The sequence below is a fragment of the Aeromonas sp. FDAARGOS 1404 genome (assembly GCF_019047085.1).
Taxonomy (GTDB): domain Bacteria; phylum Pseudomonadota; class Gammaproteobacteria; order Enterobacterales; family Aeromonadaceae; genus Aeromonas; species Aeromonas veronii.
The window spans coordinates 207694-232065 of record NZ_CP077237.1; the positions used below are offsets into that span (position 1 = coordinate 207694).

At 60.5% G+C, this 24372-nt stretch carries 13 protein-coding genes; 9 read left to right on the forward strand and 4 right to left on the reverse strand.

Annotated elements, in window-relative coordinates:
• Positions 1 to 85 precede the first annotated feature (85 nt).
• Positions 86 to 10771, reverse strand: coding sequence for a retention module-containing protein (locus I6L34_RS00995; protein WP_216955366.1), 10686 nt, complete (start codon positions 10769 to 10771; stop codon positions 86 to 88).
• 721 nt (positions 10772 to 11492) lie between these two features.
• Between I6L34_RS00995 and nrfA the strand changes: the two genes are divergently transcribed.
• The 9 genes from nrfA to I6L34_RS01040 all read left to right on the forward strand — a co-directional run bounded on the left by nrfA (position 11493) and on the right by I6L34_RS01040 (position 20642).
• Positions 11493 to 12935, forward strand: a complete 1443-nt coding sequence (nrfA, locus tag I6L34_RS01000) for an ammonia-forming nitrite reductase cytochrome c552 subunit (protein WP_058058487.1) — start codon at positions 11493 to 11495, stop codon at positions 12933 to 12935.
• A 51-nt stretch (positions 12936 to 12986) separates the two neighbouring features.
• Entirely contained in the window at positions 12987 to 13586 is a 600-nt protein-coding gene (nrfB, locus tag I6L34_RS01005) for a cytochrome c nitrite reductase pentaheme subunit (RefSeq protein WP_216955367.1), read from the forward strand.
• Complete coding sequence (gene nrfC, locus I6L34_RS01010; RefSeq protein WP_058058479.1) at positions 13583 to 14275, forward strand: cytochrome c nitrite reductase Fe-S protein; 693 nt, start codon at positions 13583 to 13585, stop codon at positions 14273 to 14275. The genes nrfB and nrfC overlap by 4 nt, the downstream gene beginning before the upstream one ends.
• An 87-nt stretch (positions 14276 to 14362) precedes the next feature.
• Positions 14363 to 15316: a cytochrome c nitrite reductase subunit NrfD gene (nrfD, locus tag I6L34_RS01015; RefSeq protein WP_058058480.1), complete on the forward strand. Its 954-nt coding sequence runs from the start codon at positions 14363 to 14365 to the stop codon at positions 15314 to 15316.
• Between the two features lie 317 nt (positions 15317 to 15633).
• A complete protein-coding gene (nrfE, locus tag I6L34_RS01020) occupies positions 15634 to 17601 on the forward strand; it encodes a heme lyase NrfEFG subunit NrfE (RefSeq protein ID WP_216955368.1) in 1968 nt (655 codons plus the stop codon).
• Complete coding sequence (locus I6L34_RS01025) at positions 17598 to 18212, forward strand: DsbE family thiol:disulfide interchange protein (protein WP_216955369.1); 615 nt, start codon at positions 17598 to 17600, stop codon at positions 18210 to 18212. Before nrfE ends, I6L34_RS01025 begins: the two co-directional genes overlap by 4 nt.
• 38 nt (positions 18213 to 18250) lie before the next feature.
• Complete coding sequence (gene nrfF / locus I6L34_RS01030) at positions 18251 to 19414, forward strand: heme lyase NrfEFG subunit NrfF (RefSeq protein ID WP_234799750.1); 1164 nt, start codon at positions 18251 to 18253, stop codon at positions 19412 to 19414.
• 91 nt (positions 19415 to 19505) lie between these two features.
• The gene (locus tag I6L34_RS01035) at positions 19506 to 20135 is read left to right on the forward strand and encodes a DUF2268 domain-containing putative Zn-dependent protease (RefSeq protein WP_043824168.1); all 630 of its coding nucleotides are present in this window, start codon (positions 19506 to 19508) and stop codon (positions 20133 to 20135) included.
• Between the two features lie 54 nt (positions 20136 to 20189).
• On the forward strand, positions 20190 to 20642 hold the full coding sequence (locus tag I6L34_RS01040; protein ID WP_151285674.1) for an NUDIX pyrophosphatase: 453 nt from the start codon (positions 20190 to 20192) through the stop codon (positions 20640 to 20642).
• A gap of 98 nt (positions 20643 to 20740) precedes the next feature.
• Here the strand turns inward: I6L34_RS01040 and phnX are convergent, their stop codons facing one another.
• The 3 genes from phnX to phnW are packed head-to-tail and all read right to left on the reverse strand — an operon-like array spanning position 20741 to position 24151.
• Positions 20741 to 21580 (reverse strand): phosphonoacetaldehyde hydrolase, encoded by an 840-nt coding sequence (phnX, locus tag I6L34_RS01045; protein WP_075115090.1) that lies wholly within the window; start codon positions 21578 to 21580, stop codon positions 20741 to 20743.
• Complete coding sequence (locus tag I6L34_RS01050; RefSeq protein ID WP_058060073.1) at positions 21573 to 23012, reverse strand: aspartate aminotransferase family protein; 1440 nt, start codon at positions 23010 to 23012, stop codon at positions 21573 to 21575. The genes phnX and I6L34_RS01050 overlap by 8 nt, the downstream gene beginning before the upstream one ends.
• Positions 23009 to 24151 (reverse strand): 2-aminoethylphosphonate--pyruvate transaminase, encoded by a 1143-nt coding sequence (gene phnW / locus I6L34_RS01055; RefSeq protein ID WP_058059370.1) that lies wholly within the window; start codon positions 24149 to 24151, stop codon positions 23009 to 23011. Before phnW ends, I6L34_RS01050 begins: the two co-directional genes overlap by 4 nt.
• Positions 24152 to 24372 lie beyond the last annotated feature (221 nt).

The following is a 24372-nucleotide window of genomic DNA, read 5'->3' on the forward strand; positions in this document are numbered from 1 at the left end:
TGCGGCCGCATAAAAACAATCCACGCAGAGATAAACAAAGAGCCGGCAATTGCCGGCTCTTCTTTTTTACGCTTCACGCACGCTATCAGGGGTGCTGGATGATCAGGCTATGTTGATCTTCCAGCATGCTCTGCAGGATATCGTGGGACGAGGTGCTGGTGAGATTCCAGCTGCTCAAATCCACATCCTTCAGGGTGATCTGCTGGGTCACATGACCATCCCCGGCTGGCGCTACCGAGAGGTTCACATCGCTCAGGCCATTGCTCCCCGTGGTCACCGAGGCTGAGAGATGCTTGAGCAGATCATCGACACCATTGCCAGTGACCCCTTGCAGCATATCAGCCAGATCGATCTTGTCCCCCTGTTCCGGATGGAAGTCGGTGATGGTATCGATGGCGGGCTGCCCCTGACTCCCCTCATCCCCGTGCTGCCAGACGAAGAGATCGCTGCCAGCCCCGCCGGTGAGAATGTCGTTGCCATGGCCCCCCAGCAGACGGTCATCGCCTGAGGAGCCAAACAGCCAATCCCCCTGATCGGAACCGACCAGCTCATGACCACTCTGGCCGTGCACCGTAATGGTCTCAAGGGGCGTGCTGACGGTTGAGCCGCCGACACTCGACTCGGCACTGATCCCCAGCACATGGTCACCGTCGCCAAAACCGCTGAAGTAGAGCGGAACCGAGTGATCGGCCGAGATCAGCCAGTCGCCATTGCCATCGGCATGACCGACGCTCTGACCATGCTCGTCCTGCACCTGCGCCCCATTCAGGCCGCTGATGCGGATGGAGAGCTCGCCAGTGGCCGGATTGACCACGCTGGCATTGATGCCAAGGGGGATAACGGCCCCCTGCAAGGCATGGAACGCATGCTGATCCACCGTCAGACCCGGCATATCCGGCTCGGGGGTGACAGTGATGGTCACCTGATCGGTGTCGCTCAGAGAACCGCCCGCGCCGCTGTTGCCCTGATCGGAGGTAGTGACGGTAAGGGTATCTTCTCCCCAAAAATCTTTGGCCGGTTCATAGTGCAGGTTGCTTGCCAACAACTGGTTGAGATCAGCCAGCGACCCCACCAGGGTGATCTCGCTGGTACCCGCCCCCTGCACCATCACGGCACCGGTTGCACCCAGCAAGGTCAGTACACCATGTTCGACCCGCAGCACCATGGAGACAGGCGCACTGCCTGCATCCACATCCTTCACGCTGACGCCGGAGAGCGACAGGGAGCCATCTTCCTTCACCGTCATGCTGCCAGGCAGCTGATTGACCGGGGCATCATTGACCGGCTGCACCTCGATGGGCAGCACATCGGTATCGCTTAGTGCCCCGCCACTCCCCGTGTTCCCCTGATCGTTGGTGACCATGGTCAGGGCGTCATTGCCGTAGAAATCACTGTTGCCCTGATAGGTGACCCCACCAGAGAGCAAGGCATTGAGATCGGCCAGCGTGCCGGTCAGCACCAGCGAACCGGTGCCGTTTCCGACCACCGTCACGCCGCTGCCAGCAGGTAGCGTCAGGGTGCCATGCTCCACCGAGAGGGTGATCTTGATGGGGCTGTTGCCCGCATCCACATCTTTCACCTGCAAACCGTGGATAACGAAGGGCTGATCTTCCTGCGCGACTTGAGGGGTCGTTGGCAATACGTTGATTGGCGCATCGTTGACCGGGCTTACATCCACATGGATGGTGCCATTGACCTCGGGGCCAAGGGCGCCGTTGTCGAGGCTCTGGGCGGTGATCTTGAGATCCAGTGCACCGTTGGCATCATTGGTCACCAGCTCGACCGTACCCAGCTTGCCGCCCTCGGTAGTGACCTGCCAGCGACCGCCACCCAGATCAACAACCGTTCCCGCCACGCCATTTGGCAAGCGGATCTCGGCACCATCAGGCACCCCTTCGATGGTGACCCGCACCTGCTCTGGCTTGTTCTCATGCACATTACCCGCACTGCCGCCGGTTGGCTGGGTATCCCGGGTCTCCAGCCCCAGATCCAGCGTGATCACATCCCCTTCGGTACCGCTCGCCTGACCCTGAATGTCAGCGATAAGGGCATCCCCCACCGGATTGACGGTGACGGTAAAGCTGCTACTGGTTTCGAGCGGAATGGTGAGCCCCTTGTCGAGGGTAAAGGCGCTCAGCGACAGCTCCACGGTGCCGCTGAAATCAGCTGGCGGGATCAGGGTCAGCTTGGAGAAATCGGTCCCCACCGGGATCTGCCAGACGCCGCCACCATTGTTGACCGCCGGAGCCGACAGGGTGAAGCCATCCGGTACCCCCTTGATCTGCAGCGCGACGATCTGCTCCGAGCCATCGTTATCGATTAGGGTTGCGCCAAATCCGGCAAGGTTGACCGTGCCATCCTCGCTCCCCGTGACGCTGTGCACCGAGAGCTGGGCCGGATCGTTGACCGGTCTCACCTCAAAGCCGACCTGGCCGCTCCAGCTGCCGCTGTCAGTCACCTGCTGGCCGCCGACCAGCGCGGTATCGACGATATCGACCTTGATGTCGAGCGGTACCTGACCGCTGAAATGCTCTTTGGGCACAAACACCAAATCCTTAAGTGCCGCCATATCACTCACAACCAGAATGTTGACCGGCTTGCCGCTGCCATCGAGGAAGTAACCATATTTGGCATCCACCGTGATGGTGACCCGCTCAACGGTTTCGAGACCGCCGCCCGCGATGGAGGGGCTGATATCGGCCAGTTTCACCGAGAGATCGAGGTGGATCTCGCTATCTTCCAGATTGTCCGGCTGCCCGTCCTGGTTGGTGTCCTGAACGGTCAGAGTCAGTTCCGGATGCTCGCCACGACCACCATTCACATCGACTACGGGGGCCACATCGACCCTAACCGTGCTGCTGTCAACCTTGATATCGCCACTGGCGGTATCGGTATTCACCACCTTCACCTCGATATTGAGCGAACCGGCAAAGTCCTGTGGCAAGCCAAGGGTCAACCCTTCCAGGCCCGCCAGTGACGGCGGCACCTTGATGACGTATTCACCGGTCGAGATGTTGTACTCGGCCCCGCTGATGGTCACGCCCGCAGGCAACCCCTTGAGGACAATGGTCACCTCGTCGCTGGCCTGATCGGCGGCGCCGATATGGATCACGCCTTTGAGCTGCTGACCAAAATCAACCCGGATATCCTCCTTGCCCACCAGCACGGCGTTGTCGTCGATATCGACAGTCGCCGCCGGCGTCTTGGGCGTCACTGGCTTGTTTTCAAATTCGGCACTGGTTTGCAGGCTCACTTTGACATGGGCACTGGCATCGCCATCATCGCCCCGGTCGATCACCATGGCATCGATGCGGATCGGTTCGACCTTGCCGACAAACCCGTCCGGCGCATGCAGCTTGAAGCTGCCGAGGTTGCCCGCCGGCACGATCCAGCTGCCGTTACCGTTGTTGATACCGCCAACCACCACGAACTGATCGCCTGCACCACCGTTCAACACCGGCAGGTTGATCACCAGATAGTCGATCTCCTCCACGCTCGAGGGATCGAGGTCGGTAAAGACGAAGCGTCCAGTCAGGTCTATATCAGCCCCACTCTGCCCCACGAGAGCTCCACCGCTCTGGGTCAGCACGCCATCGGGCTCCACCACGGCCTGGATATCGACATGCAGATTGCCATCGATCACCTTCTCGGCCACCGCGCCCGAATCCACATCATGCTGGGTCACGGTAACATGGCTCTGGATAGTGGTATCCCGATCGCTATCCTCCGGCGCCTTCACCAGCAGTTGCCCCCCGTTTAGCAGGCTGTCGAGCTGGGCAGCAGTCAGGGTGACCTTGCCACTGACCACGGTCAGCTGGCTCTCGACACCGCCGACTCGCAGCCAGATCTGGTAGCCATCCTCCACCCCGGAGAGACTCAGCGCCGTGACTTTCTCGGCGCCGTCAGTAAGGGTCGGATGCCAGTCCAGCACGGTGAACTGATCTTCCAGGCCATGACTGGTCTTGCTGTAGTCGGTGGCGTCAATCTCCGGTTCCACCTTGATATGCAGCGGCACATCGAAGCTCTTGTGGTCGCCATCGTTCTCGGTCACCACCACCTTGGCGATCAGGTTCAAATCCGCCGTGCTGTTATGGGGCGGCTGAATAAGCAGGTTGCCAAAATCGGAGACATCGACCTGATAGGTCGGCTTGCCATGGGCGTCGAGTCCGGCAAAGGTGAGGGTCAGCTCCTTGCCATTGGCATCAAAGACCCGAGCACCTTCCGGCAGCCCTTGCAGCACCACGTTGAGGCTCTCGGAAGTGTCGTGCGGGGTATCGACCCACTCGCCCGAGGTGAGGGTAAAGTTGAGCGGTGCCCGTCCATCCTCACCCACTGTGGTGGCATAGCCTGTCCCCTCGACCTCCCAGCCGGTATTGCCAAGCTCGAAGTGAGGCTGATCCACCACCCCCACCAGATCCACATGAAGGGTCTGGGAGCCGGTCTCCTTCTCGTTCACCACGGTATGGGTCTGGCCGTTGGCATCGGTCAAGGTCGCCGTGTCTTTCACCACCCCCTTGATGGTCAGATCGAAATCAACGTTGCTGTTTTTCGGCGGTTGCAGCTTGAGTTCGCCAATCCGATCAAAAGGAACCTCATAGTAACCGGCTATGTTCTGTGCAACGGCGGAACCACCCAGCAACAAGGTTGCGCCGTCAGGCAGGCCACTGATGCGGACAAACATCTGTTCGGAGCCATCGAGTTTGTCACCCAGATGAGCAAGGGCAATCTTGCTGCCCAGATCGAGCAGGGTGTCTTCCTTGCCCTGAATGTCACGCACGGTGAGCTTGGCGTCATCGGCCACCGGATTGACATTGATCACCAGATCAATTTTGTCTCCCTGCGCCATACCCTGACCCTGAGCGATCGGGTTCTTCTCGGTGCTGATCGGCGTCACCGACAGCTTGATGTCACCACTGAAATCCTTGCCCGGAACCACAGTCACTTTGTTGATGTTGCCGGCCGAAACGGTGTAGATGCCATTGCTATTTGGCTTGAGCTCGACTCCGTTGAGCATCAGGGTTCCCTTGCCCGCTTCCAGCTTGATCTGATAGGTCAACGTCTCGGAGCTGTCGGTATCAGTCAGGCTTGCCTTGACGTCCAGCTTGATACCTGTGCTGTCTTCATTGGTGTCATAGTGGCGAGTGGTGTTGGCTGTGTCCCACATCGGCTTGTCGGCCACGCCGCGCACTGTCACAGCCAGATCGCCCGTTACAGCCGCAGGTGCTGCCCCTTCGGTGACCCCGACCTGCAGTTGCACCTGGAAGTGCAGCGGCTGACCGCCATTGCTCCAGCTCGACCAGTTGCTTGAAGGCACAAAGGTCACCCCCTGAGTGGTGTAGTGAACATTATCACTGGTCACCATGGCCGCTGGCGGCACGATAAACCACTTGCCATCAGCCGTAGTGGTAAGCGCTACGCCGTTGTAATAGAAGGTGCCATGGGCATTGGCAGGCGCCTGGATAAGCAACTGATCCACATGCTCACCGCGATCGAAATCGCCAATATCGAGCTGCATGTTGATAGGGATACCCAGCCTCGGGTCTTGCGCCCCCTGATCTTCGTTACCAATGGCTGCGCTAACGGTAAAGCGCACCGCTTCATCCTGCAGATTGAGAGTCAGTGTGCTGTCTGCACGATCGCCATCGCCATCGACCAGATGGGCTGTCACCACCTGACTGAGCTGACTTGCATCGTGATTGAAACCGGCCGCAGGATTGAAGGAGTAGGAGCCATCGGCAGAGATGGTCAGGGTTCCCATCACCTGCTTGCCATCGGGGCTCATCACATCTTGTATCAAAGAGCCATTGATGGCGTACGTCTGGCCATTGATGGTAATCGACTCGACGCGGGCACCATCCGCACCTTCATTGGCGGTAGGCAGCAGATCGCCGGTCACGGTACTGCTCCCCTCGCTCAGGGTATGTGCCAGCACAGTGCCGATAGGCATGTCATCTTGTACCGTCACGGTCACACTGACGTTCGTACTGCGATCGCCATCATGATCGGTGACAAACAGCGGCACTTCGATGGTCAACTCATCCTTGCCTTGTGCACCGTGATCAAGCTGGCCTACCAGATGAACGCTGTAACTGCCGTTAACATCGAGGTGGACCCAGAAAACGGGCTTGCCCCCCTCGGCCGTAGCCAGATACCAGCCGGTGCTGTGTGGAGCCAGCGTAACCGCTTTGCCACCCGACATGAGGTGATTGGCCTGATTGAATGCAGCCACATCCAGCTCAAGGGAGGCAACCCGATCCGAACCGGCGGTGATGGTCACCTTGCCACTATCGGTTTCTCCACTCCCTGCAGGTGTGGTCCCCGGATGCTGACCGTTCACTGCATCGAGATCAGACTCCTCGACCCGAACCGGTTCAATGGCGGATATGATCGGGTTGATGCCATCAGTCACCGTGACAGTGGCGGTGCCCTGATTTTTGCTGCCGTCGCTGTCGGTGACTTCGACCGGCAGATTCAGTTCCAGCTTGTTGTCTGCCCCGTGATCCAGGTTGGTATGCACCGTTACCTGATAACCTATCTCTGCGCTGGTGTGAGCGGCGATGGTGGCGGGCACTGTGGGGATGGAGACCGTCATCACTACCAGACCACCACTGGTCACCGCCTGGAAGGTGTGACCATCGGTGCCAACCGCTTTCCAGCTCAAGCTCTCGCCATTGTGAGTAATGGGCTTGCCGCTGACATCCATGACCTGACCGGAGAGGGTCAATCGCACATCAGTCACCGGATCCGAGTCAGCCTTGATGGTGATCTTACCGCTCGTCTGTTGGTCGTCGGTGGCCGAGTTGGCGCCATCGAAGCGCCCTTCGCTTAAGGTCACGCCAGTCAGGGTGAGGGTCGGTTTCTCCCCTTCCCCAATCTGGATATTGAGGGTGCCGCTGGTGCTGTCGTTGTTACCGCCCGCCTTGTCGTAATCGTTGACGATCACCTTGATGGGCAGCTCGGTCACGGCGTTGCCGCCCTGATGAAGCCCCTGATAGAGGGTGACCTGATAGTCAAACCCGTTCTTGCCCGCCTGATCGAGGCTGCCAATCAGCTTGACCTCGAACACCTCGACCCGCTGGCCATCCACCATCACATAACCCTTGAGCAGCTGGCTGCCCGGGATCAGCGGGTCACCATCCACCAGCTCGTACTGCACCGGTTTACCCAATGCGGTCAGCGCAGGCTGTTCGCTGCCATCGGCAAAGGCCACCTCGATCACCCGATCCGACCCGGCTTGCACATCGAAGTGACCGGTTTGACTCAAGCTGTTGCTGCCGGTGAGGTCCCCCTCATCCAGGGACACGCCTTTGCCCGGGATAAAGCTCGGCGCCTTGCCGTCCGCAATGGTGAGCGGCAACGTGGTACCGATGCGATCGCCATCCTTGTCAGCCAGGGTGACGGCAAGCGGCAGGTTGAGGGATTCACTCCCCTTGTGATCCAGCTCGCCGCTCAGGGTGACCTTGGCGGTGACGCTCCAGTTACCGTTGTTATCGACCAGGCTCAGCTCGACGCGCAGCACCACCTGGCCACCGGCGGTTCCGACCAGCTGGCCATTGGCATCGAGGGAAAAGGTGATCGGGTTGCCATGACTGGTCAATCCGGTCAAGGTGCTCTGGATAGCGGCGATATCAAAACCGAGGGATGCTGGGTCAAGGGCATCGCTGCCGTGCGCGACCGAGAAACTCATGGTACTGACGGCAGCCGTCTCCCCTTGCGCCATCTCGGTGATGGTGGTGCCAGTCACGGCGGAGATGGTCGGATTGGCACCATCACCCACCGCCACGGTAATGGTGGAGGATACCTTGTCACCATCGCTGTCGAGCAGGGTAAAGCCCGCCTTGAGCAGGCTGTCGGCACTGCCCTGATCCAGCGGTTGATGGAGGGTGAAGCTGTATTTGCCATCGTTACCGAGGGTCAGCTCAAACACCAGCTTGCCATCGGGGGTACGCCCCTCTATAAGATGGTCTGCCACCGTGATAGTCACGGCCTGCTTGCCCGAGGTGAACCCTTGCAGCCCCGGCTGGTTGGCATCGAAGGTGATGCTGGCCAGCGGATCGCTGCCCGCGGTGATAGTCAGATCACCGTTAAGGGTCTGGCCTTGCTGCCAGTTGCTATCTTCGGTGAGCGTGAGGGAGACAGGATTAACCTGCGGCAAGGCACCGTCGGTAATGGTGATATTGAGGGTGCCGAGATTGCTCTTGTCGCCGTCAAAATCTGAACCCTGTACCTTCAGGCCAAGGTTGAGGCTGTTGGTCGCTTCCGGCTCGTCAAACACCCCGGTCAGGGAGACATTGTATTTGCCATCCAGCCCGATGGTAACGGTGAGGATTGCCTTGCCCTGCCAATCTTTGACGATCAGCTGGTTGTCTTGAACCTCGTAAGTCGTCGCCTTGCCCTGGCTGGTGAGCCCATCCAGCGCCGGTTGGCTGGCCTCAAAGTTGAGGGAGACCAGACGATCGCTCCCCACCGTCACCGGCAGTTGGCCATCGATGCTCTGGTTGCCCCCCTCTTGCAGGGCGACCCCCTTGTCGATGCCCAATGCGGGATCACTGCCATCATTGACAGTCAACGTCAGGTTGGCGCTGGTGCTGTCGCCATCTATCTCGTTGGCGCTCACCTGCAAATCGAGGGAAAGCGTGTCGCTCCCCTGATGATCGAGCGGGCCGGTGAGGGTGACCACCACCCGCCCAGCCAGATCGCTGCCCTGCTGCTGCGCATTCAATTCGGCACGCAGCACCTCCACCCGTTGACCACTGCCATCCAGGTAGTAACCCACCAAGGTGCGATCATCGGCAAATTCAAAGGTCAGCGGATGACCATCGCTGGCAAGACCCGATCCGTTGAGGGTAGTCAGGGTGTTGCTCTGATTGCTGAACACCAACGAATCCACCAGCAGAGGATCGGCGGTGTGTTTGACCACAAAGCTGCTCTCGCCCACCACGGCGGCGCCGTTGGTAAAGGCATCTTCGGTCAGGGGAATGGCCGGGATCTCGAAACTGGGCGGATTGCTGTCCACCAGATTGATCACCAGCGGCGCCTTCACCAGATCGCCGTCACTGTCGCGATATTCGAGGTTGAATGGCAGGCGCAACGCGTCCTGACCGTGATCCAGGCTTTGACTCCAGACGATGCGGTAACTGCCGTCATTGTTGAGGGTCAGGGTGAAGACAGTCGCCCCACCAGCACTGGCGGTCAGGGTCTGACCGTTGATGGTGTAGCCAAGAAGCGCGCCATGGCTGACGAGCCCCAACCCTTCCAAGGCACTCTGATCAGCGGCAAACTGGACTTGCAGATTGCCATCCTGGCCGGCACCGGTATTTAGACTACCGGTCGCGGTGATCGGGCCACCGGCCAATCCGGCTTCAGAGAGCGTCAGGGTTTCGCTCTGACCGATCAGCGGCGCCCCATCGCTGGCGCTGTTGCCCGCCAGATCGGTGACACTGGCACGTACTTCAAAGGATTGATTGATACCGGAGAGATCAAGACCTGATACCTGCCAGCGGCCATCGGCCCCCACCTGTGCCGAGGTGGTCAACAACGGCTGGCCATTGCTGTCGACCAGAGTGATGGTGACACTCTGACCCGCTTCCACATTGCTGGTGGAACCGCTCAGGGTGGCGCTGCTGTTGCCAAACAGGGCAGTGGTATCGAGATCATCGATATCGATGAAGGCCTGAGTATCGACATTGATAACGAGGGTATCGCTGGCGCGGTTGCCGGCAATATCCACGGAATTGACCTGAAACTGGTACTGGCCATCGGCCAGGGTCTGCGGCAGCTGATATTGCCAGTTACCGGCGGCATCCACCGTCAGGACGGCGAGCACGCTGCCGCCAAGGCTCAGGGTTACGGTGGCACCGGGCTCCCCCTTTCCTTGCAGCAGCGGGGTATTGTCGCGGGTCAGATCATCAGTCTGGCTGGCGCCGGTGTCGCTCTCATCGGCGAGATCGAGGGTAATGGTGGTGATGGTATCGAGCAGAGTCTGTCCGGTGTCGCTGGCATTGTTGCCCGCCTGATCCTGGGTATTGGCCACAATCTGCAACGGGCCATCCACCAGCTTGCCGGTCACATCGCCAAAATTGGCTTCCCACACCAGGCCGGGCAGCACCACTGTCGTCACCGTCAGTGAATTTCCCGCCTGATCGATAAGGGTCACAGTGACTGGCTGGCCTACCTCCACATCATCCACCACACCACGAATGATGACGCCAGCCGCTTCATCGGCGTTGATAATGTTGTCGCTGGTTTGGGGCTCGGTGATGGTGATGGCAGCAAAGAAATCGCGCTCTTCGGAAAACAGCAGCTCATCGCCAACAGGTTGCACCGCATGGTCGGTATCAAAACCGGCCTCGGCCAGGGTGGCGTCATTGGTACGATCGACCACCACAAATCCACCCGAGCTGGAACCGGCTACACCACCGATATTACCCGCAGCGGCTGCGTTGCCGGCAGCGGTCTCCTGGAACAATTCGGTCGGGTCAATCCCCTGACGGATCGCCTCTTGCAACGAGGCCAGTTCCGGATCGGCCGGTTGCCCATCAGCAGCAGGTGTGGCGGGCTCAGGTTTGGCGGCCATATCTTGCTCACCAGCAGGATCACTGCCCGGCTCGGCTAGTTGAAAGTGGCCATCTTGGGCAGCTTGCAGGCGATCCCCCGGCTGCAATGCCATCCCCACCTTTGCTCGTATGACAGATCCATCTGCACTGATGACAAACACGGAGCCCTCGAGTTGGGTGATCACCGTGGACTTTTCAATTTGCAACTCTGCCATACAACCTCCAGCAAAACCTTAACCACCAACATCAGTACCTACAGGGTACTTGTCTGTTCAATAATCATACCGCACCAGACTAAGTGGGTCTTTTCGCTATTTTCGACAATTATTGCCATAAAATGGCCATAACTTACAAGATTGTGCATCGAACAGGCCTTTTTAAATAAAATGAGATTTGGATGACCCCAATCACATCACCTTTATTAATAGGTCTATCAGACTCCATGTGACCATTTCTGTCGTTTGACGATAGATCCACTGTAGCTTCAACAAATGGATCATAATCCGAAGGTCAACAGTTCATGCCACAACACCGCAAGATTGCATATTTAGTCAATTATTAGCATGAAACATTGCCAAAATGTGTGAACAATACGGCAGCAATCCAGCTCAGCTGGCAAAAATTGCCAGTACGTAACTGTATCGATCAAACGCCTGCCATCGAATGCTCGGCAGTTAACAAGAAGTTGAGTTTCCATAAAATTTAATCCAGATCTCATTTCAGCAATCAATCCTGTGCACCAATTGATCTGGCACAACTCTCCCTCCGATAAATCATCATTAAATTTACCTATTTGTTAGGGTAACCCTCGAGCAATCACATATTGCGCGGTTTTATTCACCCGCAAGCGAATGTCTGCCCACCCCGCCCGACGGGGGGAAGATCCACACCAAGATGGAACGGGTCAGACGAGACCAAAACATTTATCTGGGAGTGATAAACGTGGGTTCACAACACAGGCATATCAAACTGGGCCTCGCCGCCCTGCTACTGACTACCAGCCTTGGCACCAGCGGCTGGGCACTGGCTGATGACTCAACCACCAAGGGCAAGATAGAGGCGCGCAGCGAGCTGTTCGCCAAGGATCACGCCGATCAGTTCACCAGCTGGCAAGCCACCAGCGAAAGCAAGGAGCGCACCGATGCACTGGCGGAAGATCCCAATATGGTGGTGCTGTGGGGCGGTTACCCCTTTTCCAAGGATTACAACAAGCCGCGCGGTCACTTCTATGCGCTGACCGACGTGCGGGAAACCCTGCGTACTGGCGCCCCCAAGACCGCCGAAGATGGCCCCCTGCCCATGGCCTGCTGGAGCTGCAAAGGCCCGGATGTGGCCCGCGTCATCGACGAGAAGGGTGAGGATGGCTACTTCAAGGGGATGTGGGCAAAAGGCGGGCCGGAAGTAGTCAACACCATCGGCTGCGCCGACTGCCACGACACCGCCTCGAAGGAGTTCAAGGAGGGCAAACCTGCCCTGCACCTCTCCCGTCCCTATGCCGATCGGGCCATGACCGCCATCGGCAAGCCGTTCAAGGAGCAGGGGCGCTTTGATCAGCAGTCCCAGGTGTGCGGCCAGTGCCACGTGGAGTATTACTTCAGCGGCCCCACCAAGGCGGTCAAATTCCCCTGGGACAAGGGCACCACGGTGGAGCAGATGGAGGCCTATTACGATGAAATCGGCTTTGCCGACTGGACCCATGCCCTCTCTAAGACCCCCATGCTGAAAGCCCAGCATCCCGAGTACGAGACTTGGCGCGCCGGCATTCACGGCCAGAACAACGTCGCCTGTGTCGACTGCCACATGCCCAAGGTGCAGAACGAGCAGGGCAAGGTCTACACGGATCACAAGGTGGGTAACCCCTTCGATCGTTTCGAGCAGACCTGCCGCAACTGCCACACCCAGAGCAAGGAGATGCTGCAAGGGATTGTCAAACAGCGCAAAGAGGCGGTGATCGAAACCAAGCTGAAGGTCGAGAAGCAGCTGGTACATGCCCACTTTGAAGCCAAGGCGGCCTGGGATGCCGGCGCCACCGAGGCAGAGATGAAGGATATTCTGCAGGACATCCGGCACGCCCAGTGGCGCTGGGACTACGCCATCGCCTCCCACGGGGTGCAGATGCACGCCCCCGAAGTGGCCCTCAAGGTACTTGGCAGCGCGCTGGATAAAGCCGCTGACGCCCGCACCAAGCTGGCACGCCTGTTGGCCAGCAAGGGGATCAGCCACGAAATCGCCATCCCCGACATCTCCACCAAGGAGAAAGCGCAAGCCGCCCTTGGCATGGATATGAAGCAGTTCAACAGCGACAAGGCCCAGTTCCTCAAGACCACGGTCCCCGCCTGGGATGCCGAGGCCAAAGCGGCCGGACGGCTGGCACAGTAACGGCGCCTGCGGGCCCGGTCAGACCAGGCCCGCAGCGGATGGAGGCTTCCTATGGGTGATTTAACGATGGATTTCTTACGACTGATGCTGATGGCAGCCATGCTGCTGACCAGCCTGCAGGGTCAGGCGGCCGAGCCGGCAGCAGCCCCTGTTTCAGCTACACATGAGGTGGAATTTTTACGCAATCCCGACAAGGCCTGCACCGACTGTCACAAGGAGCAGAGCGAGGGGATGCACGGCAAGCATGGTCAGGCGACCAATCCCAACAACCTGGCACCTGTCACCTGCACCAACTGCCACGGTCAGCCCTCCCCTCAGCATCGGGAAGGGGTCAAGGATGTGATGCGTTTTAGCCACAGCCTGAAGGATAAAGAGAGCATCAAGCTTTATCCCATCAGCGAGCAGAACGGGGTCTGCATGAGCTGCCACGAGCCCAAAGAGCTTCGCGAGGCGCTCTGGGCCCACGACGTGCACGCCACCAAGCTCACCTGCACCAGCTGCCACCAGTTGCATCCGGCCAAGGAGCCCATGGTGGGGATCCCGGAAAAATCCCGCATCAAGCTCTGCGTCGACTGTCACAGCAAGCAGCATGAGGCCAGCAAGGCCCGGCAGGAGCAGTCCAAACCGGCTACCGGCAAGGAGGCCTCATGAGCTGCTCTCGCCGTGATTTTATGGCGGGCATGGGCGCGGGGGCCCTTATCATGATGACGGGGACTGCTCGTGCCAACACCCGCTCCCTTGCCACCCCCCTCGCCCACAGCCAGACCATCGACGGGATACGCTATGGCATGATCCACGATGAGACGGCCTGCATCGGCTGCACCGCCTGCATGGATGCCTGCCGGGAAGTTAACAAAGTGCCGGAAGGGGTCTCGCGGCTCGAGATCATCCGTTCAGGCCCGGTCGGTGAATTTCCCGACGCCGAGTACCGCTTCTTTCGCAAGTCCTGCCAGCACTGCGACAACGCCCCCTGCGTGCATGTCTGCCCCACCGGAGCCTCCCATATCCGCAAGGAGGATGGCATCGTCGATGTGGACGCGGATCTCTGCGTCGGTTGCATGTATTGCCTCGCCGCCTGCCCCTATCAGGTGCGCTTTATCAACCCTGTGACCAAGGTTGCCGATAAGTGCGACTTTTGCCGCAAGACCAATCTGGCGGCGGGCAAGGAGCCGGCCTGCGTGGAATCCTGCCCCACCAAGGCGCTGGTGTTCGGCAATCTGGATGATCCGGACAGCCCCATCGCCCAACGGCTGGTGAAGGAGACCACCTATCGCTACAAACAGGCACTCGGCACCTCGCCCAAGATGTACCGCGTGCCCAAAGGGGATATAACGTCATGACCATGCAAGCGGCTTTTCACTTCCCTTCCCTTGTCTGGGGATTTGTCCGATCGCCATCTACCGCAGTCACAGAAGGAGGAATGGCTCATGTTGCATGACGCATTTCACTTTCCCTCCCTTGTCTGGGACTGGCCCATCGCCATCTATCTCTTTCTGCTCGGCATCTCCGCCGGGGCCACCACCCTCTCGGTGCTGCTGCGCCGCAAGGGGGCAGGCAGCGAGAGCGGCATCATCAAGGCGACCGCAATCCTGGCGCCGGCGAGCGTGATATTGGGGCTGCTGATCCTTATCTTCCATCTGGCCCGCCCCTGGACCTTCTGGAAGCTGATGTTCCACTACCAGTTCGACTCCGTGATGTCGATGGGGGTCATGCTGTTCCAGCTCTATATGGTTGTGCTGTTCGCCTGGCTGGCGGTGGTGTTTCGCACCGAGATCGAGACAATGCGCAGCCGGTTGCTGAAAGAGAAGTTCGCTTTTGTGGATGGGCTGATTGGCTGGCTTGCCCGCATCGAGCGGCTGCTGGCCCCGCTGTTGCTGCTGCTCGCCGTGCTGCTGGGGGCCTACACCGGCTTTCTGCTTTCCGCGCTCAAGACCTATCCGCTCTTGAACAACCCGGTGCTGCCGGTGCTGTTTCTGGTCTCGGGCATCAGCTCCGGCATCGCCTCCACCATCTTGCTGGCGGTGACGCTCTTCAAGGAGAACTATCACAGCAAGGGGGTGAGCTTCGTGCATCGCTTCGAGCGACCCGTGCTGGCGGTGGAGGTGTTGCTGCTGGTCTGCTTCTTTACCGGCCTCTACTTCGGTGGCGGCCAGAAAGAGGTGGCGATGTGGGCGGCCATCGGCAGCGGCTTCTGGGCTCAGGTGTTCTGGGTCGGCGTGGTGGGGGTCGGCATGCTGCTGCCCCAGCTGCTGGCCCTGCTGACCCCGGCGCCCCTGCGGGAGCGAAACGGCCATCTGGTGCTGGTCTGCAGCCTGACCCTGGTGGGGATCCTGCTGCTGCGCTACTTCGTGCTTTATGCCGGCCAGATGACGGTAGTTTAAAAACCGGTTCACGCTCCTGTTGCGAGGCCGTGATCAAGGCTCATGTGCTGCTCGGAATCCTCATGTATTCACATACATTGCGGTTCCTGCGCAGCTCTTTACCTTGCTGACGACCTCTCACGACGGATCGTGAACCGGTTATTGAAAGCTGGGGATAAGCACCAGCCGCCCTTCGGTTGACTGGCGCTGGTTTGTTGCTGGCCCAATGAATTTCTGGTGATGCCACACCCGTTGCTTGGCAATGTTCCCCGCCAAAGCGAGACGACGCTACGTGTGTGCCATGACATGAATGACATCAAAGATTGACTGGAGGTTGTGTGCTAGCGGAGCTCGGCTATCTCTCACTGTTGCTGGCGACCGGGCTCGCCCTGCTGCAAGGGCTGCTGCCCTGGCTGGGATTCCGGCTCGCCTCCCCGACCCTGCTGCGCTGCACCAAGCCGCTGGCCCTCCTGGTCACGCTCCTGCTGTTAGCCGCCCTGCTGCTGCTCGCCAGCTGTTTTGGCCTCGATGACTTCACCCTGGTCTATGTGGCCCAACATGCCAACAGCACCCTGCCGCTGGGCTTCAAGCTGGCGGCGGTGTGGGGCGGCCACGAGGGCTCCATGCTCTTTTTCGTCTTTGCGCTGGGACTGTGGGGCGCCCTGGTGGCCCTTTGTTCCAGGCGGGTCGATCCGCTGATCACAGCCCGGGTATTGGCCATCATGGGGCTGATCGTCGGGCTGTTCGGCCTCTATACCCTGATCTTCTCCAGCCCGTTTGACCGCCAGTTTCCGGGACCGCTGGAGGGGCGCGATCTCAACCCCATGCTGCAGGATATCGGCCTTATCATCCACCCGCCCCTGCTCTATCTCGGTTACGTCGGCTTTGCGGTCAACTTCGCCTTCGCCATGGCGGCGCTGCATTCGGGCAGGCTCGATGGCGCAGTAGCCCACTGGAGTCGCCCCTGGGCGCTCGGCTCCTGGGTCTTTCTCACCGCCGGCATCGTGCTGGGCTCCTGGTGGGCCTATTACGAGCTCGGCTGGGGTGGCTGGTGGTTCTGGGATCCGGTAGAAAACGCCTCCCTCTTGCCCTGGCTGCTGGGCACTGCCCTGCTGCACGCCCTGATTGTCTGCGAGAAGCGCGGCGCTTACGGCCACGCCGTACTGCTGCTCTCCATCTTTACCTTTGCCTTGAGCCTGCTCGGCACCTTTGTGGTGCGCTCCGGGGTGCTCACCTCGGTGCACGCCTTTGCGGTGGACCCCAGCCGCGGCCTCACCCTCTTGTTGCTGCTCGGCTTGCTATTGACCAGCGCCCTCACCCTGTTTGCCCTGCGGGCGGACATTCGCGCCCCCTATGCCCGCTTTGGCTTGCTGTCAAAGGAGGGGCTGCTCGGCGCTGCTATCCTGCTGCTCTGCGTGGCCTGCGCCAGCGTGCTGCTCGGCACCTTCTACCCCATGGTGTTCCAGTCGCTTCATCTGGGCTCGCTCTCGGTGGGGGCCCCCTATTTCAATGCCATCTTCGTGCCGCTGGCCCTCTGCCTGATGGGGCTGATGACCCAGCTGCCGCGCCTGCGCTGGCAGCAGCTTGCGGCACATTCCCGACTCAACGCTCTGTTGCCGCCGCTGTTTGGACTGCTTGGCGGCGGGCTGCTTAGCCTTGCCTATCTGGAACAGGGGTCGTTTTCCGGTAGCTGGATTGGCATCCTCGCCAATATGGTGAGCCTCTGGCTGATGGCCAGTCTGTTGCTCCCGCTCTTGCAACCGACGTCGTTGCGCGAGCTCACCCTCAATCGGCTCGGCAGCCTGCTGGCCCACCTTGGGGTGGCGGTGTGCGCCCTTGGCATCGCGCAGGTGAGTGACCACAGTCAGGAGGGGGGCACTGTGCTTGGTGCCAACCAACCCTACCAACTCGGCGCGTTCGAGTTTCGCTATGAGGGGCGCGAGCCGGTGATCGGCCCCAACTATACCGCCGAGCGGATCACGCTTAGCGTGCACAAGAACGGTAAAGAGGTGGCGCGGCTGACGCCGGAGCGGCGCCATTACAGCGTTCGCACCATGAACATGAACGAACCCGGCATCGCGTGGGGAATGTTCGGCGATCTCTACGTGGTACTGGGTGAGAAGATGGGACCAGATGCCTATGCCATGCGGCTGCACTACAAGCCGCTGGTGCGCTGGATCTGGTTCGGCGGCCTGTTGATGATGGCGGGCGGCACCCTGCGCCTGCTCGCCCGTCGCCCCTTGCTTGCCTCTCGTTCCGTTGCGGTTCGCACCTCCCATCAACGGCTCGAACAGGAGGCGTTATGAGATCCCGCCTGCGTCTCTTTCTTCCCCTGCTCCTTACTCTGGGGCTCGGCACTCTGCTCTGGCTCGGCCTTGGCAACAATCCATATAGCCAAGATGAAGCGACGCTCGGGCGTACCCTGCCTGCGTGGCAGAGCGACAATCTGCTGGACGGGAGTCCGATCCAGACCGCCAGCCTCAAGGGCGAACCCTTTGTCCTTAACGTCTGGGCCAGCTGGTGCGCCAACTGCCGCGCCGAGCATCCGCTGCTCAGCGAGCTCGCGGGCACAGTGCCCCTCTACGGTCTCAACTACCGGGACAAGGGGGATGCCGCCCGCGCCTGGCTTATCCAGGCGGGCAACCCCTATCGCGCCGTACTGGCCGACCCTGACGGCAAACTGGCTCTTGAGCTCGGCGTCTACGGCACGCCAGAGACCTATCTGTTTGATGCCGATGGTGCCCTGCTAGCCCGCCATACCGGCGAGCTTACCAAAGGGATCTGGCAACGTCAGTTTGCTCCCCTGCTCGACCAGGCGCGAACGGACGCGCAGATAAAGGCCGCCACAACGGCACCCGCGATTGCGCCATCTATTGCACCATCTATTGCAATATCAGCTCGGGAGACACAGCCATGATGTGCCGTTCTCTTGCCTGCACCCTGCTGGCCCTCGGCATGCTGCTGAGTGCAACTGCATATTCCAGCGGGGTCGACACCTATCAGTTTCGCCACCCCGAGCTGCAAAATCGGGCGCAAGAGCTGGCCCGCGCCCTGCGCTGCCCTCAGTGCCAGAACCAGAATCTGGTGGAGTCCAACTCCCCCATCGCGCGGGATCTGCGACTCGAAGTCTACCGTTGGGTGGACGAGGGGCAGTCTGATGAACAGGTGATCGCCCGCATGACGGAGCGCTTCGGCGATTTCGTCCGCTACGATCCCCCCTTCAAGGCCAGCACGGCGCTACTGTGGGGCGGCCCGCTGCTGCTGTTGGGGCTGGCGCTATTGACCCTGTTTCGCCGCCTGACACGCACAAAGGTGCAACCCATCCCTGCCGTTAAGGCCATCGTTGAGGCCCCCCCTCAACCCGCCGCCGATCCGCGCAGCAAACTGAATTTGCTGATCATGCACGGGGAGCAGGCAGGCCTCTCCCCCGACCAACCACTCTACAGGGAGCTAAGCGCCGCCCGCCTGGCCAACGCCATCCCGGCGGCTGAGCTGGCCCTGCGCGCGCAACTGGCCAGCCAGCGTGACAATCGCGGCCGCAATAACCAGCACGGGCGGGCCTTGTTGCTGCTTGGCATCATGGCCATAGCGGCCGTTGCCGCTGTGTATTTCAGCAGCGGCCGCTATCAGGCATGGCAGGATTATGCATCCCGTCCCGATCCGCTGGCGGGGTTGAGCCCGCGGGATCTGCAGGACAAGGAGCTGGGGAGTCTGCATCAGAAGCTTCAGCGCAGCCCCGCCGATCTCGACAGCTGGGCGGCGCTCGGCCAGCTCTATCTCTATCGGGGTGAATATGACAACGCCCTGCTCGCCTACCAGCGTCTCGCTCTGTTGGAGGGGGGCGCCAGCGCGGCGACTCAAGCCGCGCAAGCCACCGTGCTCTACTATCAGGCGGGCCAGCAGCTGACTCCCGAGGCAACCCGCCTGCTGGAGAGTGCCCTCAAGCAAGATGCGGGGGAAGTGAGCGCCCTGATGCTGCTTGCCTCCGATCACTTCCTGCATGGCCGCTACAGTCAGGCCATTGCCCTGTGGCAGCAACTGCTCGATGGCGAGCGCCCTCGCATCAACCGGGCCGCGCTGATCGAGGCGATCCAGACGGCAAGCATAATGGGCGGGTAACCCCTTGATTGAAGGAGGGTAATCGTGGTGATATGGCGCCGCGACCACGCAAGTGGCTCAGCACTCTCTTTCAATAGACAAGGATGTCTGGATGCAACTCACCCTGTTAAACGACTCGGGCAAATTCGATGGGCTCGATGACACCATTAGGCACGTTTTTGCCGAGACGGCGCACAAATTGAATGCCTTGTTCGATCTCTCCCAACTGGATGTCACCTTCAGCCCTTTTGCCGAGGGGGATGCTCCCGATTCGGGTATCGGTGGCTGGGCCATCAACATGTATCGAATAGAACTCCAGCTTGATCTGGAACGGCCTGATATCAAAGAGGTGATCATCACCGAATTACCTGCCGTGCTGGCCCACGAAGTCCACCATATCGTGCAAAAGAAGAACAAGGTGGAAGCAGAAACACTGGCCGAAAACCTGATTTTTGAAGGGCTGGCCTGCTACTTTGAGCAGAGGTTCAATGGCGGCACACTCCCCTCGCTGTTCAAGGAGTCTCATCACCATGACTGGCAATCGCTCCTGGCAGAGATGACGCCCCATCTATCCAGCAAGCAGTTCAACTTTTTAGACTTTTTCTACTGCCGTGATAACCGGCCATTTCCCAAATATGCCGGTTACTGGGTGGGGTTCAATCTGGTGGCCAACTATCTGGCCAAAAATGGACTGAATGAAATAGAGGTCATGGGCCTACCCGCCGAGGCGTATTTCAATTAACACGCCTTCACACTGTTCATGGCTATCACAGAGCCCAAATCCGGAGAGAAGATCATGATCCCCATTCGCTGCAAGGCCGTCTCCGGCGTTGCCCTCACCACTGTCGATGGCGAAACAAAATTGCTGGTGATGAAGCGGGTCAAGGGAGGCTTCTGGTGCCATGTGGCGGGCACGGTGGAGGTGGGTGAAACCGGCTGGCAGACCATTATTCGGGAGTTTGGCGAAGAGACGGGTATCACGGTTTGCGAGTTATACACAGCCCATTATCTGGAACAATTTTACGAAAGCGCTTCAAATACGGTGGAGGTGGTGCCGGTCTTTGTGGTCTATTGTCCGCCCAATCAGGCGGTGACCCTCAACGACGAGCACACCGACTATCGCTGGTGTTCCCTGGCCGAGGCCAAGGCGCTGGTGAGTTTCCCCGGCCAGAAGGCGCTCTACGACCATATCTGGCACCACTTTGTCGACAACGCCCCCTCTCCCCTGATGCGGGTCGATATCCGCTGACCGCGCACGGCTTCCCCCTGTAAATGCAACACGCCCCCGGATGAGGGCGTATTGCATCTAAAGCCAGCCAAGCGCTTATGTTAGACCACGCCGATGGCCTACGGCCGCTCGCCAGCGGCCAGACGGCGGTTGATATCGGCGATAACCGGGGCGATGTCGGCAAGGGTATCAATCACATAGTGTGCCCCCGCCGCCCGCAGTTTGGCCTCGGCCGGTGCGCGCCGGGCGGCGATCTCCGCCTCGCTCATGGCGGCAAACTCTTCCCAGGTGGCACCAAATTCGTTGCCGGAAACCGACAATCCCACCGTCCACATGCCCGCGTTAAGCCCTTCGCTGATACCCGGCACGGCGTCATCCACCTTGATGCAGCGATGCACGGCGCTCACTCCGAGCTCAATTACGTTGGCCAGCGCCATCCAGGGGCCGGGACGACCACCGGCTTTGAGATCGTCGGTGGCGACCCAGTGATCCGGGCGGTAGCCGTGATTGGCCGCCGCTGGCACCAGCGCTTCCATCACCGGACGGGGGTAACCGGAGCAGGAGCCGATTTTCATTCCCTGCCCCCGCAAAGCGTCCAGCACCGGCAGCACACCGGGGATGGGGGCGGCAAAGCGGGTCACGGCGGCAATCTGCAGCGGCATAAAGGTGTGATAAATGTGGTCCACCTCGGCGTGGCTCATGGGGTGGCCGAAGCGGGCCTGCCAGCGCGCATCCACCGAGGGCAGACGGCCCAGCGCGGCGATATGATCCCACTTGCCAAGGCCCATGGGCTGGCGTGCTTCGTCCAGGGTCACGGGAAAGTCATAGGCGCGGGCGAAGGCCTCGACGAAGATGGAAGTGGGGGCGAAGGAGCCGAAATCGACGACGGTGCCGGCCCAGTCGAGGATCAGCGCCTCCACGTCGGTGGTCGGGTCGATGGCAGTCTGCAAGTCAGTCATGGTGATGTTCCTGTTTCGGTGAAAGTGCGATCTCGCCCAATGCGCGATCGAGAATGGTGATGGCGCGCACCAGATCGGCGCGGGCGATATTGAGTGGGGGCGAGAGCTGGATGACGTTCCCTTGGGAGACTTTGAAGCTGAGCCCCAGCTCCAGACAGCGGTAGAGCAGGCGCTCGGCGGCCTGGCTGTTGCGGGTGCGACTCTGGTGATCGACCACCAGATCGAGCGCCCAAAGCATACCGATACCGCGCACCTGCCCGATCAGCGGGTGACGTTCGGCCAACTTGCCGAGCTCGGCCGCCATAAAACGGCCATCCTCCTGCGCTTTTGCCAGCAACCCCTCTTCGCGGATGGTCGCGATGGTCGCGAGCGCCGCCGCGCAGCCGATAGGGCTCTTCTCGTGGGTGTAGTGACCGAGCGAGATGGCCGCAGCCTGATTGAAACGGTCGCGGGTAATGAGAGCCGCAAACGGTACCACCCCGCCCCCCACCCCCTTGCCCAAGCAGATGATGTCGGGCTCGATGCCGAACTCTTCAAAGCTGAACCAGTGGCCGGTGCGGCCCAGAGCATTGGGGATCTCGTCGACGATCAGCAGCACCTTGTGGCGATCGCAGATCTCCCGCACCCGCTGCCAGTAGGCCTTCGAGGGCACCTGCACATCGGTGTTGCGGATAGGTTCGGCGATAAAGGCGCCGATCCCTCCCTCCTTCTCGATGACGTACTCCAGATAATCGGCGTAGTGCAGGTCATCCCCCTCCCCGCGGTACCAGACACCGCGATAACGGGTGGGCGGCGGGATTCTCTCCACTCCAGCCATCAGCGGGCCCATACCGGCGCGAAAACAGGCCTCGCCACCGACCGAGATGGCATCGAGGGAGGCGCCGTGAAAGGCATCCCAGAGGGACACCACCTTGCTGTTGCCGGTAATAAAGCGGGCAAGCTTCAGGGCAATCCCCACTACCTCGCTGCCGCCGGGGGCGAACAGCACCCGGTTGAGATCGCCAGGAGCCAGTTCGGCCAGGGTGCGGGCACAGTCGATAGCAACCTGATGGGTGTAGCGGCGGGGCGCAAACGGCAGATCGGCGAGTTGCTGCTGCACCGCGGCCACCACTCTGGGGTGGCCGTGGCCCAGCTGATGGACGCTGTTGCCGTGAAAATCGAGGTAACGCTTGCCCGATACGCTGGTCAACCAGCTCCCCTGCGCGCGCTCAAGCAGATCGAGACAGGGGGTGGAGAGGGCCTGATGGAGAAAGTAGCGGCTATCCTCCGCCAATCCGGCCTGTACATCTTCGCTCTGACCCGCCCACCAGCGCGCCCGCCCCTCGCCGAGGTTGATATCCCCTTCGCTGTCGGCGCGGCCGCTGCCGTGCAGCTTATGGTCATGCAAATCGCGGCCACGCAGATCGCAACCCTGAGGCGCCATGCTGGTCATCGCGCGTCCCCCTGCCAGTAGCAGGCGCTGGCCATGGCGGCGAGCAGATCGCGCACCCGCTCTGGGGTCACATCGCCTATATTACCGATACGGAAGCAGTCGGCCTGCGAGACCTTGCCCGGGTAGATGACAAAGCCCTGCGCCTTGAGCCGCTGGTAGAAGTCGGCGAAGCGGTAGTCAGGGTGGGTCGGAGAGTAGAATGCGGTGATGATGGGAGACTGCCATTTTTCTGGCAGCAGCGGCGCAAAGCCGAGAGCGGCCATCCCCGTCACCAGGGTGCGCTGGTTCTCGCTATAGCGCCGATGGCGGGCGGCAATGCCCCCCTCCTCGTCCAGCTCGCGCAGGGCCTGGGCAAAGGCAAGCACGGTATGGGTGGGCGAAGTAAAGCGCCACTTGCCCCCCTGCTGCTCCATGGTCTGCCACTGGGCATGCAGGTCGAGGGAGACCGAGCGGGCACGACCGGCGCAGGCCGCCAGCGCAGCGCGGCGGGCGATGACGAAGCCAAAGCCCGGCACCCCCTGAATGCACTTGTTGGCCGAGCTGATAAGAAACTCGATGCCAAGGCGCCCCATGTCGATGGGGATACCGCCAAAGCTGCTCATGGCATCGACGATCAGGCGGATGCCGCGGCGCTGGCAGAGCGCAGCCACCTCCTCAAGGGGGTTGAGCATACCGGTGGTGGTCTCGCAATGCACCATGGCCAGATGGGTGATCTCGGGGTGGCGCACCAGCATCGCCTCGATGGCGGCGGGCTCCGGGCGGGTGGTCTCGCCGCAGTCCAGCTCATGGTGACGCAGGCCAAGGCAGCGGGCCATCTCCCCCATGCGGGCGCCGTAGGCGCCGTTGTTGATGATCAGCAGACACTCATCGATGCCTATCGCCGAGCCCAGTACGCTCTCCACCACATAGCTGCCGCTCCCCTGCAGCAGCACGGCACTGTAGTCGCTTTGATATTCCGGGCCAGTGGCGAGGCGCACCAGCTCGCGGCGGATGGGCTCCACCACACCCTGGTTGTAGTCCGCATCCCAGGTGCAGCTGTCTTGCAGCATGGCGGCACGCACCGTGGCGGTGGTCGAGAGGGGGCCCGGGGTCAGCAACAGGTAATCGACGGCGGCGGGAGCCGCAGGGATATGGGTCATGACTTCGCTCCTTTTGGTATATACCAGAATGAGCGCATTGTGGGTAACTGCCCCGCCAAGGTCAAAGGGGTGGCGCTACGTGCAACAAAAAATTCATTTTCAGCGCCGGGATCGCGATAATCTAGGAAGCCTGAACAACAGGGGCGATGCTGGTATCTACCAACGCATGTTGATGTTGCCCTTTAACGACCGGGCAGATGACCTGCCCTGTGCCCAGCCCA